Genomic DNA, 14,570 nt, shown 5'->3' on the forward strand with positions numbered 1-14,570 from the left:
CGGATGCACGTGCAGATGCATCTCTGGCTTGGAAGGTGAGTCGATGGCCACCATGGTTCACAACGGCATGTCCGCGGCCGACCTGACCGGGGTCACGTGGACCAAGAGCTCCTACAGCGACGCGATCGGCAACTGCGTGGAGTTCGCGGTGACCGACGGCGGCGAGATCGCGATGCGCAACTCCCGGTTCCCCGAAGGCCCCGCCCTCGTCTACACGCGAGCGGAGATGGCCGCCTTCCTGGCCGGGGCCCGGGACGGGGAGTTCGATGACCTCGTCGACTGACCTCCCCTCGCGGACGACGTTCCAGCTCCGCGAGTTGATCGCCCGCGGGTTCCAGTTCCTCCACCCGCGCGACGCCCGGGGAGAGCTGGCGGCGGTGGTGGGCGTGCGCGCGCACGACGCGGTGATCGACGTGGTGCGCCTGCACAACGAGGACGACGCGGTGGCGATGCGGATGCCCGCCGACGAGGTGAACGTCCTGTCGCCCAGCCGCTTCTCGTGGCGCCGTCGCGGCCCCGCCACGCACGTGCTCGAAGAACTGCTCGACCTGCCCGACGAGGACGAGCTGACCGCGTGAAGACTTCCCGTCCACATCCGCGGTGGTGGACGGGACGAGAGGGGAGAGCCCTCTCACCGGCGAACCTGACCTGGAGACGCAGCGGGAGTCGACTCCGCGCCGGAAAGAGGCGTCGACACCACGCTCGGAGCGCAACTCCGTGTTCGTCGCGTTCGGTGCGGAGGCCGAGGTCGGCTTCGGCCTCCGCACTGGCCACCGCACCCGGTGCGGCGGCAGGTCGGGGGTGGCGGCAGGTCAGGGGCGGCGCAGACCGCTCAGCACCACGTCCAGGCCGCGCCGGAACTCGATCTCCGGCGGGATCGTCCGCGCGGTGGCGGCGGTGTCGGCCAGCAGCGGGAAGTGCTCGCCCATCGCGGCCAACGCCTCGGTGCCCATGCCCGACAGCGGGCTGCGGTGTTCGGTCTCGGTCGCGCCGATGAGGTAGCTCAGCAGCGCGCGCAAGGCGAAGACCCGCTGCTCCCCGGTGAACCCGGCCCGGGTCAGCACCTCCAGCACGGCTTCCGCCCAGCGCAACAGGCTCGGGCAGCGGTGCCGGTGCGCCATGGTGAGCGGCACCGCGTTGGGGTGCGCGGCGATCGCGACCCGGACCCGTTCGACCAGGACGGCGATCTGCTTGTCCCACAGCGCCTTCGGCGGCACGGTGTCCACTCCGGACACGACCTGCTCGACCGCGAGGGCTTCCAGCTCGTCCCGGTCGGTGACGTACCGGTACAGCGACATCGTGCCCATGCCCAGCTCGGCGGCCACGGCGCGCATCGACAGCGCCGCCAGCCCGTCCCGGTCGAGGACGGCGAGCGTGGCGGCGGCGAGCGCGGAGCTGGTCAGCGACTTCGGACGTGGCATGGCCTTGACAGCGTACAAGTTACGCGCATAACTTGGGTAAGCGTACAGCGCACGCTTACGTTGAGGGGGATGCCGTGAAGGTCAGCGCACGTGAGTGGGAAGCCGTGCTCGGTGGCACGGTGCGGGTGCCCGACCCGCACACCCTGGTCCACCTGCAGTTCCGCCGCTTCGCCGGCTGCCCGGTGTGCAACCTGCACCTGCGGTCCGTGGTGCGGCGGCACGACGAGATCACCGCGCGCGGCGTCACCGAGGTCGTGGTCTTCCACTCCTCGGCGGCCGAGTTGCGCCCGCACGCCGTCGACCTGCCGTTCGCGGTGGTCGGCGACCCGGAGAAGCGGCTGTACGTGGAGTTCGGCGTCGAGTCCGCGCCGCGCTCGGTGCTCGACCCGCGCGCGTGGGGCGCGATGGTGCGCGGCGTGGTGCGCGACCTCGGCCCGGTGCTGCGCGTCCGGCGCCCGCTGCCCAAGCCGGAAGGCGGGCGGCTCGGCCTGCCCGCCGACTTCCTCATCGCGCCGGACGGCACGGTGGTCGCGGAGAAGCGTGGACAACACGCCTACGACCAGTGGTCGGTGGACGAACTGCTCGCCCATGCACAGGTTCTGGCCAGCAAGGACTGAGTTGTCCACAGGGTTGTCCCCAGCTGTGGACGGCTCGAACAGGCGTTCGACAACGTGCAGTGCACGGAGTGCGCGGCAAGACCCCGCCCCTGGCGAGGCGGGGTCTTGCGGTGCGCAGGTCGGTCAGCCGACCGGCGGGGACATCACGAACCAGTTGAAGCCCTCCACCATCTGACGGGTCTTGGTGCTGACGTAGCGCGGGCCGGTCAGCTCCCACCGCACCACGTTCCGGTAGGTGCCGGGCAGCAGGCTCTCGTCGGCCGGCGTGTTCGCGTCGTCCTTGGCCGCGATGTGCTCCACGATCGTCTTGCGCTCCAGCGTCACGTCGAGCGACTCGTAGGCGGACTGGGTGTAGAGGTAGTCGTCCTGGCCGTGGTCCAGGGCGCGGCCCGGGTCGGCCAGCTTGAGCTGCACGGTGTTCCCGTCGAACGAGCCCTTCGCCGACACGACGGTGACGATGTGCCCGCCGGTGCGCTCCAGGCTCCCGGCGCGGGGGCCGGGGGCGTAGCGGCCGTAGACCAGCTGCACCGGGCCCTGGTTGAGCCGCTTGGCCAGCGTGCCCGACCAGTCGTCGGTGGTGTGCGTGCTCGCCCAGTCCGTCGCGGTGGCCCAGCCGGCGTTGCGGGCGGGCTGCGTGGCGATGTTCCACGCGGTCCGCAGGTTGGTCATGTTGGTGCCGCCGTCGTACTTCGCGTCCACCCCGATCCGCCAGATCGAGTTGCCGACGACGGTGTAGTCGGCCGGGTCCTTCGGGTCGAGGGCGCCGACCTTGGTGCTCAGCCAGCCGACCGGGGCCTTCTTCTCGTGGCCCCAGAAGTGCAGGACGTTGTACAGCGACGCCGGGCCGCAGTGGGCGTTGCCGTTGCCCTCGAGGCCGGCGCGGAACTGGTCGACGTCGCTGACCCCGCACTGCTTGACGTCGAAGTCGGCGCCGGCCAGGTCGCTGACCTTGACGCACGGCGGCGGCGTGCCGAGCACCGGGTCCGCCGCGGCGAGACCGGGCAGGGCGAGGGCGCTGACGGCGGTGGTGGCGAGAGCGGCGAGAAGAGCGTTGCGCAACATGGGTTCCTACCTCCTGTGGAGGGGGCCGCCTCCCTGCGGCCCCTTCGGTAGGACAAGCTTGACCTGCGGGAACGTCGAAGGCATGAGGGTCGATCCCTCATCTCGCCGGCCGGGGAAGTTGGGTGTATCCGGCACACCCCCACCCGACTCCTCTTCCTAATCGGCTTCCTCAGGCGAGCACGCGGGCCAGGTCACGCCGCCCGCTGATGCCGAGCTTGGTGTAGATCCGGCCGAGGTGGTTCTCGACCGTCTTGGGCGTCACGAACAGCTCTTGGGCGATCTCCCGGTTGCCCCGGCCGGTGGCGGCGAGGTCCGCGACCCGGCGTTCGCTGGCGGTCAACGCCTCCGCGCCCGCGAGCGGGGAGCGCCGAGGTCGGTCGCCCAGCGCTTCCAGCGCCTCCGAGGCCCGCGCCCGGATCACGGGTGAGCCGCACTCCGCGGCCAGGTCCACCGCCCGGTGCAGCGGTTCCCGCGCGTCCACGCGCCGCAGCGCCACCCGCAGCGCCTCGCCCAGGTCCACCAGCGACCGGGCCAGGTACAGCCTCGCCGGCGAGTGTTCGAGCGCCCGCACCGACTCGGTCAGCAGCTCCACCCGCCGCGCCTGGTCGACGTGGGCCAGCAGCCGCAGCGCCGCGCCGACCTCCGTCGGGGCGGCCCACTTCCCGGCGAGCGCCACCTGCTCCTCGGCCAGCGCCAGCGCCTCGGCCTCGTCGCCGAGCAGCATCGCCGCCCGCGCCGCCGGGTTGCGCCACGGGATGGTCGGCGGGTCGAGCTCCGCGGCCAGCATGGCGTCGCGCTGCCGGTGCGCCTCGACCCGCGCCCGCCGGGGATCGCCCTGCGCCAGGGCCAGCAGCGCCCGCGGCTCGTGCAGCCAGATGGTCGGCATGATCTGCGGCGACTCGGTGTGCTCGGCGTCGAACCGCGCCAGCGTGGCCGCCGCCCCGGCCAGGTCGCCGCGCTCCAGGGCGGCGTAGGCCAGGAAGTGCGTGGCCGTCGCCCGCGCCGCCACCACCTGCGGCGCCGGGTCCTCCTCCGCCACGGCGGCCAGCACGCCCTCGGACTCGGCGGCCACCTCGCCCATCGAGCCCGTCCGCCAGTTCAGGAACCCGGCGGCGTTGCCGACCATGGCGAACTCGACCGGCGACCCGTGCGCCCGCACCCGCAGCCGGGCTCGGTCGATCTCCCGCCTGCCCTCCTCCACGCCGTCCGCGGCCATCAACGCGATCAGCGCCACCAGCCACGCCACCATGGCGTCGGTGCTGCCGGTGGCGTCGTCGAAGTACGCGCCGTGCGACAACGCGCGCAACGCGATGGCGGCGACCTCGGTCGAGGGCCACACCTCGTAGCGGCCGGTCTGCGCGAGCAGGCCGAGCAGCGTGCGCTCGTCCGGGGTGCGGCCGGCCAGCGAGGCGTGCCCCCTCAGGTGGTCGGACGCCGCCTGGCGGTGCCGGGGCGAGAACGACCGCGCGACCGCCAACCTGGCCTCCAGGTGCAGCCGTCCCGCGTCGGGGGCGCGGGCCGCGATGGCGTCGGTCAGCTCGGCGATCGCCGCATCCGGCCCTTCCACGGCGGCGGTCGCGGACGCGGCGGCGGCCAGCAGTTCCGCGTCCGGCACCTCGGCGGCGGCGATCCGCAGCTCGTGGCGCGCCTCGGCGGCCTCGCCTCCGCGCAGCAGCGCCCGGCCCAGCTCGGCGCGCAGGGCCGGGTCGTCCGGCCGTTCGTCCACCGCGCGCCTGAGGTGCGCCGCCGCGGTGCGCGGATCACCCGCCGAGAGCAGCGCGCCGGCCGCCGCCCGCAGCACGTCCACGGCCTGCGGCAGGCTGCCCCTCGGCGCGTGCGCGAGGTGCGCGGCGATCCGGTCCGCCGGCGCCTTGGCCTCCCACAGCCGGCCGGCCGCGCGGGCGTGCAGCGCGGCGCGGGCCACCGGGCCCAGGTCCGCCAGCACGGCCTCGCGCACCACCGGGTGCGCGAACTGGAGCTGCTCACCGGTCAGCACGTGCGCCGAGACCAGCGCGTCGACGGCGGGTCGCAGCCGGTCGTCGTCCAGGTCGGCGACCTGACCGGCCAGCCACGGGTCGCCGGCGGTGCCGAGCACGGCGGCGGCGCCCGCCAACCGGACCGCGTCGGCGGGCAACCGGCCGAGCGCGGCGCGGAACACGGGGCTGGGGCCGAGCCGGGCGACCCGGTCCGCCGTGTCCGGGTCGTCCAGCGGCAGCGCCAGCGCGTCCAGCTCGTCCACCAGGACCCCGGTCAGCAGCGGGTTCCCCGCGCCCGCCGCGTGCAGCGCGGCCACCACCGCGGGGTGCGGGCGCACCCCGCGCGCCGTGACCAGCTCGGCCAGCGCCGCGGGCGTGAGCGGGCGCGGCACCAGCCGCTCGGCCTGCCGCGACACGCTCAGCTGCGCCAGCGGACCCGTGCTGTCGGCCACCGGCCGGGTCGCGACGACCAGCGCGATCGGCAGGTCCGCGATCCGCCGCGACAGGTAGGCCAGGAACCGCGCCGAGGACAGGTCCGCCCACTGCGCGTCGTCGACCGTGATCAGCAGCGGCCGGGTGGCGGACAGGTCCACCGCCACCCACCACAGCGCGTGCAGCGTGCGGGCCAGCTCCGCCTCGCTGGGGTCGGCCGCCGCGCCGTCGAGCGCCTGTAGCGCGGCGCCGGACGGCCCGGCCAGGATCTTCTCCCGCACCTCGCCCCGGTACCGCGACACCGACCGCTCCACGAGCTGCCGCACGACACCCCAGGCCATCGCGCTCTCCAGCACGTCGCCGACCGCCTGCAACCGGCCGAAACCGCGCTGCTTGGCCAACGCCCTGGTGTCCTGCACCAGCCGGGTCTTGCCGATGCCCGCGCGGCCCTCGACGACCACCACCCGGCCCTCGCCCGCCACCGCGGAGTCCAGCGCCGCCGTGATGCGCGCCAGCTCGCGCTCCCGCTCCAGCGTGCTCATCCGACGAGGCGCAGCAGGCGGTCCGGGTCGCGCAGCGGGCGGCCGTGGCCGAACAGCACGAGCTTCGGCCGCAGCTCCGCGAGCCGGCGCATGGAGGCCCGGTTGCGCTCGTCGTCGAAGGTGAGGATCTTGGGCGGCGCGCTGGGGCGCAGCAGGTTGAAGAACACGTCGCCGCAGATCAGCACGCCGTCGTGGTCGCGCCACAGGGCGATGTGGCCGGGCGAGTGGCCGGGCACGTCCAGCACGGTGAACCCGGCGACCTCGTCGCCCTCGCCCAACCCCCGGGCGACCGGGTGTGGCGAGGGCATCTTCATCCGCGACAGCAGGGAGCCGGCGAGACCGGGCGAGGGCACCGGGGTGGCGGTGGTGATCGCCTCCACGTCTTTCGCGCCGGCCCACAGCGGCACGTCGTACCGCTCGCACACCGCGTGGCTGGAGCCGAAGTGGTCCGGGTGCGCGTGCGTCACCACGTGCGCGGCGATGGCGCGGCCGTCGAGCTGGCGGGTGATCCGCTTGCGGGCCGACGGCGTGCCCGCGTCCACCAGCACGTCCTCCACCAGGTAGGCGTTGACCATGTGTGGGGGACGGCCGAGCAGCTGGTGGACTCCCGGAGCCAGTGGTCGCACCGGGTGATCTTAGCGTCCGCGCAGCTCAGCGGGAGGGGTCTCGGTCGAACAGGACCCGCGACCTGGCGTAGCCGACGGCGCTGAGCACGAGGCACCAGCCGACCGCCCAGTACCCGCTGTCGCCGACCGGCGTGCCGACGAGCAGCCCGCGCAGGGTGTCGGTGATCGGCGTGAACGGCTGGTGCCCGGCGAACCACGCGAGCCCGCTCGACATCGAGTCGGTCGGCACGAACGCGCTGCTGACGAACGGCAGGAACTGCAGCGGCAGCGCGGAGCTGTTGGCGCCGGCGACCGTCTTCGCGCCCATGCCGAAGGCGATGCCCAGCCACGTGAACGCGAACGCGATGAGCAGCAGCAGCCCGGCCGCGGCGAGCCAGTCGGCGGGGCCGGCCGACGGGCGGAACCCGTTGAGCAGGGCCACGCCGATCACCAGCGCCAGGGTGAGCGCGGTGTTGAGCAGGCTGCTCAGCGCCTGCCCGGTCAGCACCGAGTAGCGGGAGATCGCCATGGTGCGGAACCGGGCGATGATGCCCTCGCCCATGTCCGTGTTGATGTTCACCGAGGTCCACGCGGCCCCGGCGCCGACGGCCATCACCAGGATGCCGGGCACCAGGTAGTCCACGTAGGACGCGCCGCCGGGGATCGTGGTGTCGAGCGAGCCGCCGAACACGTGCACGAACAGCAGCATCATCAGCACCGGCATGCCGATCGTGCCGATGGACATCATCGGGAAGCGCTGCATGTGCCGCAGGTTGCGGCGCAGCATGGTCGTCGTGTCGCGGATGGCCGTGGTGCTCATCGCCGCACGCTCCTCTCGGTGGTCAGGGCGAAGAAGACGTCGTCGAGGTCCGGTGTGTGCACGGACAGGTCCTGCACGTGGACCGCGGCCTCGTCCAGCCGGTCGAGCAGGGCCCGCAACTGCCGCACGCCACCGTCGCCGGGCACGTCGAGGGTCAGGCCCTCGTCGTCGCGGGACGAGCCGCCGAGCGCCTCGGCGGCCAGGTCGAGCGTGCGCGCGTCGGCGAAGCGCAGCCGCACGTGCCCGCCCGGGATCAGCCGCTTCAGCTCGGCCGCGGTGCCCTCGGCGACCAGCCGGCCGCCGTCGAGCACGGCGATCCGGTCCGCCAGCTCGTCGGCCTCCTCCAGGTACTGGGTGGTGAGGAAGATCGTCACGCCGTCCGCGACCAGGCCGCGGATGACCTGCCACATCGCGTGCCTGCTGCGCGGGTCGAGGCCGGTGGTCGGCTCGTCCAGGAAGATCACCTCCGGGCCGCCGACCAGCGTCATCGCCAGGTCGAGGCGTCGGCGCATGCCGCCGGAGTAGGTGGACGCGGGCCGGCGCGCCGCGTCCACGAGGTCGAACTGCTCCAGCAGGCGGGCGCAGGTGCGGCGGCCCTCCCGGCGGTCGAGGTGGGCGAGGTCCGCCATCAACGCCAGGTTCTCCTCGCCGGTGAGCAGGTTGTCCACGGCGGAGAACTGGCCGGTGACGCCGATGGCCTCGCGGACGCCCGCCGGATCGCGGACCAGGTCGTGGCCCGCGACGGTCGCGGCGCCGGCGTCGGGGGTGATGAGCGTGGACAGGACCTGCACGGTGGTCGTCTTGCCCGCGCCGTTGGGCCCGAGCAGGGCGAACACCGTGCCGGGCTCGACCTGGAGGTCGAGGCCGTCGAGCACGGCGTGGTCGCCGTAGGACTTGCGCAGACCGGTGGCGGTGATCGCCATGGGTGGCTCCTCGGTCAGTCGGTGAGCAGCGGCAGGGACCGCACGCCGGTCAGGTTCGGCGACGGCATGAACACCGGCCGCCGGTCGGGGTCCGTGCGCAGCCGCGGGAAGCGGTCGAGCAGGACGTCCAGCGCGAGGCGCCCCTCCAGCCGGGCCAGCGGCGCGCCGAGGCAGAAGTGCGCGCCGCGGCCGAAGCCCAGGTGCGGGTTGGGGTCGCGGGTGACGTCGAAGGCGTCCGGGTTCGCGAACCGGCGCGGGTCCCGGTTGGCCGCGCCGACCCACAGCAACAGCATCTGGTCGGCGGGGATCTCGACGCCGCCGAGCACCTGAGGCCCGGTGGTGACCCGTGCGACCGCGGCGAACGGGGTGAGGAACCTCAGCGACTCCTCGATGGCGGCGGGGATCAGCGCGCGGTCGCGGCGGACCGCCGCGAACTGGTCCGGGTGCGCGTCCAGGGCCAGCACGGTGTTGCCGAGCAGCATGGTGGTGGTGAGGTGGCCGGCGACCAGCAGCACGGCCGCGAAGTTCACCACCTGCGCGTCGGTCAGGCGCTCACCGTCCACTTCGGCCTGGACGAGGTCGTTGAGCAGACCGGCCCGCGGTGTGCGGCGGCACTGGGCGGCGTGCTCGCCCAGGTAGTCCATCAGCGGCCGGATGGCGTCGACGCTGTCGCGCAGCCCCTGCTCCTGCTTGGCCACGTCGTCCTTGAGCGAGAACTGGTTGGTGCTCTCGAACATCTTGTCGACCCACACCTTGAACAGGTCGCGGTCGCTGCTCGGCACGCCCAGCAGCTCGGCGATCACGATCACCGGCAGCGGGTAGGCCAGGTCGCGGACCAGCTCGAAGTCGTCACCGGCGACGTCGTCGAGCAGTTCGCCGGTGAGCTCGGTGATGCGCGTGCCGAGGTCGGCCACGACCTTGGGCGTGAACGCGTGGCTGACCAGGCGGCGCAGCTTCTGGTGCGCCGGCGGGTCGAGCTGGATGATGTTGCCCTCGGTCAGCGACTCGTCGGCGGCCGGGAGCAGCCGAGTGGTGTCGGACGAGAACCGGGCCCAGTCGCCGAGGACCTCGACGGACTCGGGATGGCCGTAGACGTTCCAGAAGCCGAGCTGCTCGTCGTACTCGACGGCGTTGCCGGGTCGTTCTCCGCGCAGCCAGAACTGCTGCGGGTTGGTGTCCCACATGGTCTTGTCCCCCAATGGTCGTTGTGGTCACGCGCGGTGGATGACGATGTCCCCCAAGGAGGTCCGGGCGCGGACCTCGACCCGCTCCTCGGTGTCGCCCGGCGCGTCGGCGCTGCTCAGCTCGTTGCGCACGCGGCCGGCGGCCGAGCGCACGTCCAGCCACGCGGCCGTGCCCTCGCGGATGCCGACCTCCAGCCCGCCGGCCGACGTCTCCACGACCACGGAGCCGCGCACGACCTCGTCGAGGCGGATGCGGCCGTTGACGGTCTTGGCGCGCACGTCCCCGCCGGCGTGGCCGACGAAGATGTCGCCGTTGGCGGCGCCGACCCGCACGTCGCCGGTGACCTCGCCGATCGTGGTCGCGCCGTTGGAGTTCTTCACCGTGCCGACGCCGTCGAGCCGGTCGACGCGCAGCTCGCCGGAGCCGGTCGACAGCTCGGCGCGGCCGGTGACCTGCTCCACCGACACGTCGCCGTGGGAGGTGGAGGCCTTGAGCGCGGCCGTGTCCTGGAGCCTGATGTGCCCGGCGGAGGTCTTGAAGCGGCACTCGCCCAGCACGCCCTCGCCGCGGAAGTCGGCGAGCGAGCCGTGCGCGACGACGTTCGAGCCGGCGGGCAGCCGCACCACCACGTCGACCATGCCCGCCTTGCCGAAGATGCTGCGCGAGCGGGGTGTCCGGACGGTGAGCCGGCCGTCGGCGAAGTCGACCGAGGTGCCCTGGGCGGCGGTGACGTCCTTGGTGTCGTCCGGGTCGGCGGGGTCGACCTCGACCTCGGTGTCCTCCCGGTCGGAGGCGGTGATGAGGACGTGGCCGGCGACGACGTCGAGGTCGAGCGTGATGGTCCCGGGCGTGGCGAAAGAAGGCATGGCTGTCCCCTCGGACTGGGTCGGTTCGGTGTTCGCGCTGGTGGTGGTGTGCCGGGTCAGCGGACCCAGCCGGTGAAGCTCTGCCGGGACGACGAGCGGCCGGTCGGCCTGCCGCCGTGCCCGAGCCCGGCCGCGGCGGCCCGCACCAGCCAGGCGTTGACCGAGACGCCCTCGCGGGCGGCGGCCTCCTCGACCCTCGACTTCAGGTGCTCGGGCAACCGCAGGTTGATCCGCGCCACCGGGCCGTCCTCGGCCACCACCGGCGGCAGCTCCGTGGCACCATCCTGGCTCACCGTGGCATCAGTCGGCGCCGAGACCACGAACTCCGGGTCACGGCCCCGCAGCCGCACGTCGACCGAGCCGGGCGCAAGGTCGCGCGTGATCTCGTCCATGGCCACGGACAGGGCTTCCAGCAGCGTCAACCGCACTGCCGACTCCAGCGGGGCGACGAGTCGCTCGGCCAGTGCCCGTGCCTCCGCGCCACCCGCCTCGGCGGCGGTGGCGAGCTCCCGGCGGAGGTTGTCGACGTACGGCGTCAAGTCCATGGCACCACTATGGCACCATTGTGGTGCCATGGCAAGCCTTGGTGGTGCCACGGCGTTCGGTGGTGATCCCGGCAGGCGGCTACCCGATCAGGTGAAATCGCGGTTCAACAAGACCAGTGGCCCATCTCGGAACGTGACGCGGCACCGTGATCATTTCTGCGCGTGTTCGCTCGAGGTGGAATATCGCAGCTCGCGGCCGAGCGTGGAGGAATCTTCGACGACCGTGATCGAATAGTGCTTCCACCGGGCCTGAGCTGGGCAGATGGGCCTATCTCGGGTGTCGATCCGTAATTTTGCGGACCTCGACCAAAGTAGTGACTCGAACGGCCTAATGAGAGTATCGAGAAGGATGTGTAGTGAACAGCGGCCTGGCTTCACTTCGATTCGAGAATGCCTTGCCAAGGTCTCGGCGGTCGTGCAAGTCTTCCGCCCATGGATTTTCGCCCTCTGCCTGACGGGCAGTGGTCGCCGGTGCCCGAGCTGCCCGGCATCCCCGAAGCACTCCGGCGCGAAGGCGCCTACCTGCCACCGCCGCTGCCCTCCGACCTGACGCTGCCGGTGTCGACCTACCGCCGGTGCGCCGAAGCCGAGCACGCGCTGGGCCGGCTCGACGAGGCGGCCGAGCGCCTGGGCCTGCGGCCCGCGCTCGTCCGGTCGACGCAGGTCCGCGACGCCAACAGCTCCGCCGGCCTGTCCGGTGTCTTCGTCGGACTGCGCGAGACGTTCGCGGCGGACCTGCTGGCCTCGCAGGACGGTCCGCCGCCGACGGACAGCGCCGCGCCGACCCAGCTGGTGGCGCCGTTCCTGCGGGCGTGCGACCACGGTCTGGGCAGGGTCCGCGAGGGCGCCGCGGTCGACGCGGAGCTGGTCGGCGAGGTCGCCGCGATCATGACCGGCGGCACGCCCGGTCGCCGCCTGACCGACGTGCTGCGCGACGCGCCCGGCCGGTTGGGCGTCAGCGACGCGCGGGCCTACCTGCTGACGGCGACCGGCGCGCACCTCGTGGCGCTGCTGGAGCAGTGGTCGACGTGGGTGCGCGAGGAGGACGAGCAGCCGCGGATCGCCAAGGTCGCGCTCGCGCACTACCAGCTGGAGGTGCTGCAACCGTTCCCCACGGCCAACGGGCACGTCGCGCGCGCGTTCTCGACGCTGGAGATGGTGCGGTGCGGGCTGGTGCGCGACCAGGTGCTGCCGCTGTCGGTGTGGCTGGACACGGCGCTGGACGAGTACCAGCGGCAGATCCGCGCCGTGGTCGACACCGGCCGGGTGGACCGCTGGGTCGAGTTCTTCGCCACCGCCGTGCGCGACCAGGCGTTGGCGCAGCTGCGGCTGATCGGCCACCTGGAGGCGCTGGCCGCCGACTACGCCGCCCGGTTGCCGCGCAAGGGGAAGCTGCCGCTGGTGGCCGCGGAGCTGATCGGCCTGCCCGTGGTGGACAACCGGTCGCTGCGCACCCGCTACGGCGTCACCGCGAAAGCCGCCACCGACCTCACCGCCCGCCTGGTCGAGCTGGGCGTGCTCGTGCCGTGGGAGTTCCAGCCCTACCGCCGGGTGTTCCTGTGCCGGGACGTGCTGCGCCTGCTGGCCGACCACCCCGACACCACGGCCTGATCACCCCGCGTCCGTCCCCGACCCGTCCCGTTCGACGACCCGGAAAGAAGCGCGACGACCCCGATGAGCGCATCACCCGACCGACCGTCCCCCCGGTGCCACCGCGCCGACTGCCACCGGCGGCACTGCCGCCGCCGACGCCACCGTTCACCGGGCGTGCCGCGGGTCCGCCTCGTCGTCGGCCTGCTGATCCAGGTCGGCGTGGCCCTGCTGCACTGGTTCCGCGACTGACTCCAGCCCGGCCACCAGGTCGCGCACGCGTTGCGCCTCGTCGTCGTCGGTCCCGATGAGCAGCGCGAGCGCGCGGTTGAACCGCCGGTGGGCGACGGCCCGGTCACCGGACAACCACAACGCCCGGCCGAGCGAGGCCAGGGTGCGCGCCCGGTCCGCGGAGTCCTCGAAGAGCTTGTCCGCCCGGGACAGGTACTTGATGGCGGAGTCGTGCCGGCCGACCTCGATCATCAGCTCGCCGAGGTGGGCCAGCGCCCGCGCGGCGCCGGGCCGGTCGTCGTGCAGGAGGTACAGCTCCAGCACCTCGTCGGCGCACCCGACGACCTTGTGCAGCCGGCCCTGGGCGCGGTAGGTGGCGGCCAGGTCGTGCAAGGCGTCCGCCGCGGCGTCCGGGTCGTCGTCGCGCAGGCGGTGGACGGCCAGCTCGCGCATCCCCGCGACGGCGGCGAGGCGGTGCGCCCCCCGGCCGCGTAAGTGCACCGCGGCCCGGCGGAAGCCGGTGGCCAGCAGGAGGGACGTGGGCAGGGCGGCGGCGAGCTCGGCGCCGAGGTCGAGCAGGGCCCGCGACCACGTCTCGTCCACGTCGGCGGGCAGGGCGGGCCACACGTCGGCGAACAGCGCGACCGCGGCCTCCGGTTCGGCCAGCGCGGCGCGCAGGGCGGCGGGCAGCTCGTCCCGGTGCGCGTCGAACCAGTCGTGCCCGGCGGTCCGCAGTTCCCGGCGCAACCGCGCGACCTCGTGCCGTGGCTCGTCGCTCACCTCGTGCCACCCTTCCGCGTCCCCGGAGTCGCCCGGTCTCGGCGCCCTGCTGCGTCACTTGATCACGAGTGTCAACCAAACGGGTGAGTCCGCACACCGCTGGAAGTGGCCGACTGTCCGCCGGCCGGTTCACACGTGCGCGGGACGGGGACGCCACGGACCGTCATCACCGCTGGACAGGGGGGATCTCGAAGAGGTCCTCGAACTGCATCGGCGCGAGCGCCGTCAACGCGCCGCCGATGAACGCCGGGCCGGGCTGGAGCTCGCCGCCGAGGACGCGCGCGACGGTGGAGCGGTTGACGCCCATCGCCTTGGCCAGGGCGTAGTCCGAGCGGAACCCGGCGAGCCGCGCGGCCTTCGTGAAGACATCGGTGCGGAGCTTGATCGTGTACGGCATGGCCTGCCTCGTGTTGTGCACGCCCAACGCATGTTGTGGGCCCACCACGCTAGGCAGTTTGTTTTGTATGCGCAACTAATGTTGTGTGTAAACAACGTGCAGGTCAGGGGCTAGCTGGGGGGAGTGCCCAACGAACGTTGCGTGTGCGCACGTACCATGTCGGCGTGACCAAAGCCGAGAGTGCGGACTCGTCCTGGTCGGACTTCGTCCAGAAGCAGATGGACGACCGCGGGATGAGCACCGGAGAACTGACCGAGAAGACCGGCTTCGACCGGAGCCGCCTGACCGCCTGGAGGAAGGGCGAACGGCCGAACCTCGACACCGCCCGCGTCGTCGCCAAGGCGTTCGGCATGAGCCCGCTGGAGGTCATGGTGGCGGCGAAGCTGCTCCTCCCGGAGGAAGCGGACCTGCGAGGGGTCTCCAGCCCCGACCCGGGCGCCCTGACGGACCAGCAACTGCTGGCCGAACTGGGCCGCCGCCTCAAGAACCGCCCCTGACCCGTCCAGTCGACCTTCGGGCGGCAACGGACCGCGGCGGCCGAACCGACCCATCCCGGCCGCCGCGGGCAGGGTGGGGCG

Annotated in this window: 16 protein-coding genes; 5 read left to right on the plus strand and 11 right to left on the minus strand. The window is 73.1% G+C overall.

Translation table 11 applies throughout. The annotated features are described in order from the left end of the window. Positions 1-43 precede the first annotated feature (43 nt). Both IOD16_RS00075 and IOD16_RS00080 read left to right on the plus strand, forming a co-directional pair. Positions 44-283 (plus strand): DUF397 domain-containing protein, encoded by a 240-nt coding sequence (locus IOD16_RS00075; protein WP_123744265.1) that lies wholly within the window; start codon positions 44-46, stop codon positions 281-283. Continuing rightward, the gene (locus IOD16_RS00080) at positions 267-578 is read left to right on the plus strand and encodes a hypothetical protein (RefSeq protein WP_123744264.1); all 312 of its coding nucleotides are present in this window, start codon (positions 267-269) and stop codon (positions 576-578) included. The genes IOD16_RS00075 and IOD16_RS00080 overlap by 17 nt, the downstream gene beginning before the upstream one ends. A 234-nt stretch (positions 579-812) precedes the next feature. Here IOD16_RS00080 and IOD16_RS00085 read toward each other — a convergent pair whose 3' ends face one another. Beyond that, positions 813-1,421, minus strand: coding sequence for a TetR/AcrR family transcriptional regulator C-terminal domain-containing protein (locus IOD16_RS00085; protein ID WP_201438416.1), 609 nt, complete (start codon positions 1,419-1,421; stop codon positions 813-815). A gap of 74 nt (positions 1,422-1,495) precedes the next feature. Between IOD16_RS00085 and IOD16_RS00090 the strand changes: the two genes are divergently transcribed. After that, the gene (locus IOD16_RS00090; RefSeq protein ID WP_201438417.1) at positions 1,496-2,038 is read left to right on the plus strand and encodes a peroxiredoxin-like family protein; all 543 of its coding nucleotides are present in this window, start codon (positions 1,496-1,498) and stop codon (positions 2,036-2,038) included. Positions 2,039-2,161: 123 nt separating this feature from the next. Here the strand turns inward: IOD16_RS00090 and IOD16_RS00095 are convergent, their stop codons facing one another. The 8 genes from IOD16_RS00095 to IOD16_RS00130 all read right to left on the minus strand — a co-directional run bounded on the left by IOD16_RS00095 (position 2,162) and on the right by IOD16_RS00130 (position 10,994). Continuing rightward, positions 2,162-3,100, minus strand: coding sequence for a hypothetical protein (locus tag IOD16_RS00095; RefSeq protein WP_123744261.1), 939 nt, complete (start codon positions 3,098-3,100; stop codon positions 2,162-2,164). 169 nt (positions 3,101-3,269) lie between these two features. Continuing rightward, positions 3,270-6,050: a helix-turn-helix transcriptional regulator gene (locus IOD16_RS00100; RefSeq protein ID WP_201438418.1), complete on the minus strand. Its 2,781-nt coding sequence runs from the start codon at positions 6,048-6,050 to the stop codon at positions 3,270-3,272. Continuing rightward, on the minus strand, positions 6,047-6,676 hold the full coding sequence (locus tag IOD16_RS00105) for an MBL fold metallo-hydrolase (RefSeq protein ID WP_201438419.1): 630 nt from the start codon (positions 6,674-6,676) through the stop codon (positions 6,047-6,049). The genes IOD16_RS00100 and IOD16_RS00105 overlap by 4 nt, the downstream gene beginning before the upstream one ends. A gap of 25 nt (positions 6,677-6,701) precedes the next feature. Continuing rightward, positions 6,702-7,475 carry an ABC transporter permease gene (locus IOD16_RS00110; RefSeq protein WP_201438420.1) on the minus strand — a complete coding sequence of 258 codons (774 nt, stop codon included), beginning with the start codon at positions 7,473-7,475 and terminating at the stop codon, positions 6,702-6,704. Next, positions 7,472-8,398, minus strand: a complete 927-nt coding sequence (locus tag IOD16_RS00115; RefSeq protein WP_201438421.1) for an ATP-binding cassette domain-containing protein — start codon at positions 8,396-8,398, stop codon at positions 7,472-7,474. Before IOD16_RS00115 ends, IOD16_RS00110 begins: the two co-directional genes overlap by 4 nt. Before the next feature lie 14 nt (positions 8,399-8,412). Beyond that, entirely contained in the window at positions 8,413-9,582 is a 1,170-nt protein-coding gene (locus IOD16_RS00120; protein ID WP_201438422.1) for a cytochrome P450, read from the minus strand. Positions 9,583-9,609: 27 nt separating this feature from the next. Beyond that, the gene (locus IOD16_RS00125) at positions 9,610-10,449 is read right to left on the minus strand and encodes a DUF4097 family beta strand repeat-containing protein (RefSeq protein WP_201438423.1); all 840 of its coding nucleotides are present in this window, start codon (positions 10,447-10,449) and stop codon (positions 9,610-9,612) included. A gap of 56 nt (positions 10,450-10,505) precedes the next feature. Next, entirely contained in the window at positions 10,506-10,994 is a 489-nt protein-coding gene (locus IOD16_RS00130) for a toxin-antitoxin system HicB family antitoxin (RefSeq protein WP_201438424.1), read from the minus strand. A 432-nt stretch (positions 10,995-11,426) separates the two neighbouring features. On the opposite strand from IOD16_RS00130, the gene IOD16_RS00135 reads away from it, so the two are divergent. Further along, positions 11,427-12,605 carry a Fic family protein gene (locus IOD16_RS00135; RefSeq protein WP_201438425.1) on the plus strand — a complete coding sequence of 393 codons (1,179 nt, stop codon included), beginning with the start codon at positions 11,427-11,429 and terminating at the stop codon, positions 12,603-12,605. A 147-nt stretch (positions 12,606-12,752) separates the two neighbouring features. Here IOD16_RS00135 and IOD16_RS00140 read toward each other — a convergent pair whose 3' ends face one another. Together IOD16_RS00140 and IOD16_RS00145 are read right to left on the minus strand one after the other, a co-directional pair. Further along, on the minus strand, positions 12,753-13,595 hold the full coding sequence (locus IOD16_RS00140; RefSeq protein WP_201438426.1) for a tetratricopeptide repeat protein: 843 nt from the start codon (positions 13,593-13,595) through the stop codon (positions 12,753-12,755). 166 nt (positions 13,596-13,761) lie between these two features. Then, the gene (locus IOD16_RS00145; protein ID WP_123744252.1) at positions 13,762-13,992 is read right to left on the minus strand and encodes a transcriptional regulator; all 231 of its coding nucleotides are present in this window, start codon (positions 13,990-13,992) and stop codon (positions 13,762-13,764) included. Between the two features lie 164 nt (positions 13,993-14,156). Between IOD16_RS00145 and IOD16_RS00150 the strand changes: the two genes are divergently transcribed. Beyond that, positions 14,157-14,489 carry a helix-turn-helix domain-containing protein gene (locus IOD16_RS00150; RefSeq protein WP_148088842.1) on the plus strand — a complete coding sequence of 111 codons (333 nt, stop codon included), beginning with the start codon at positions 14,157-14,159 and terminating at the stop codon, positions 14,487-14,489. Positions 14,490-14,570 lie beyond the last annotated feature (81 nt).

The sequence above is a fragment of the Saccharothrix sp. 6-C genome (assembly GCF_016695385.1).
GTDB classification, from domain to species: Bacteria; Actinomycetota; Actinomycetes; order Mycobacteriales; family Pseudonocardiaceae; genus Actinosynnema; species Actinosynnema texasense.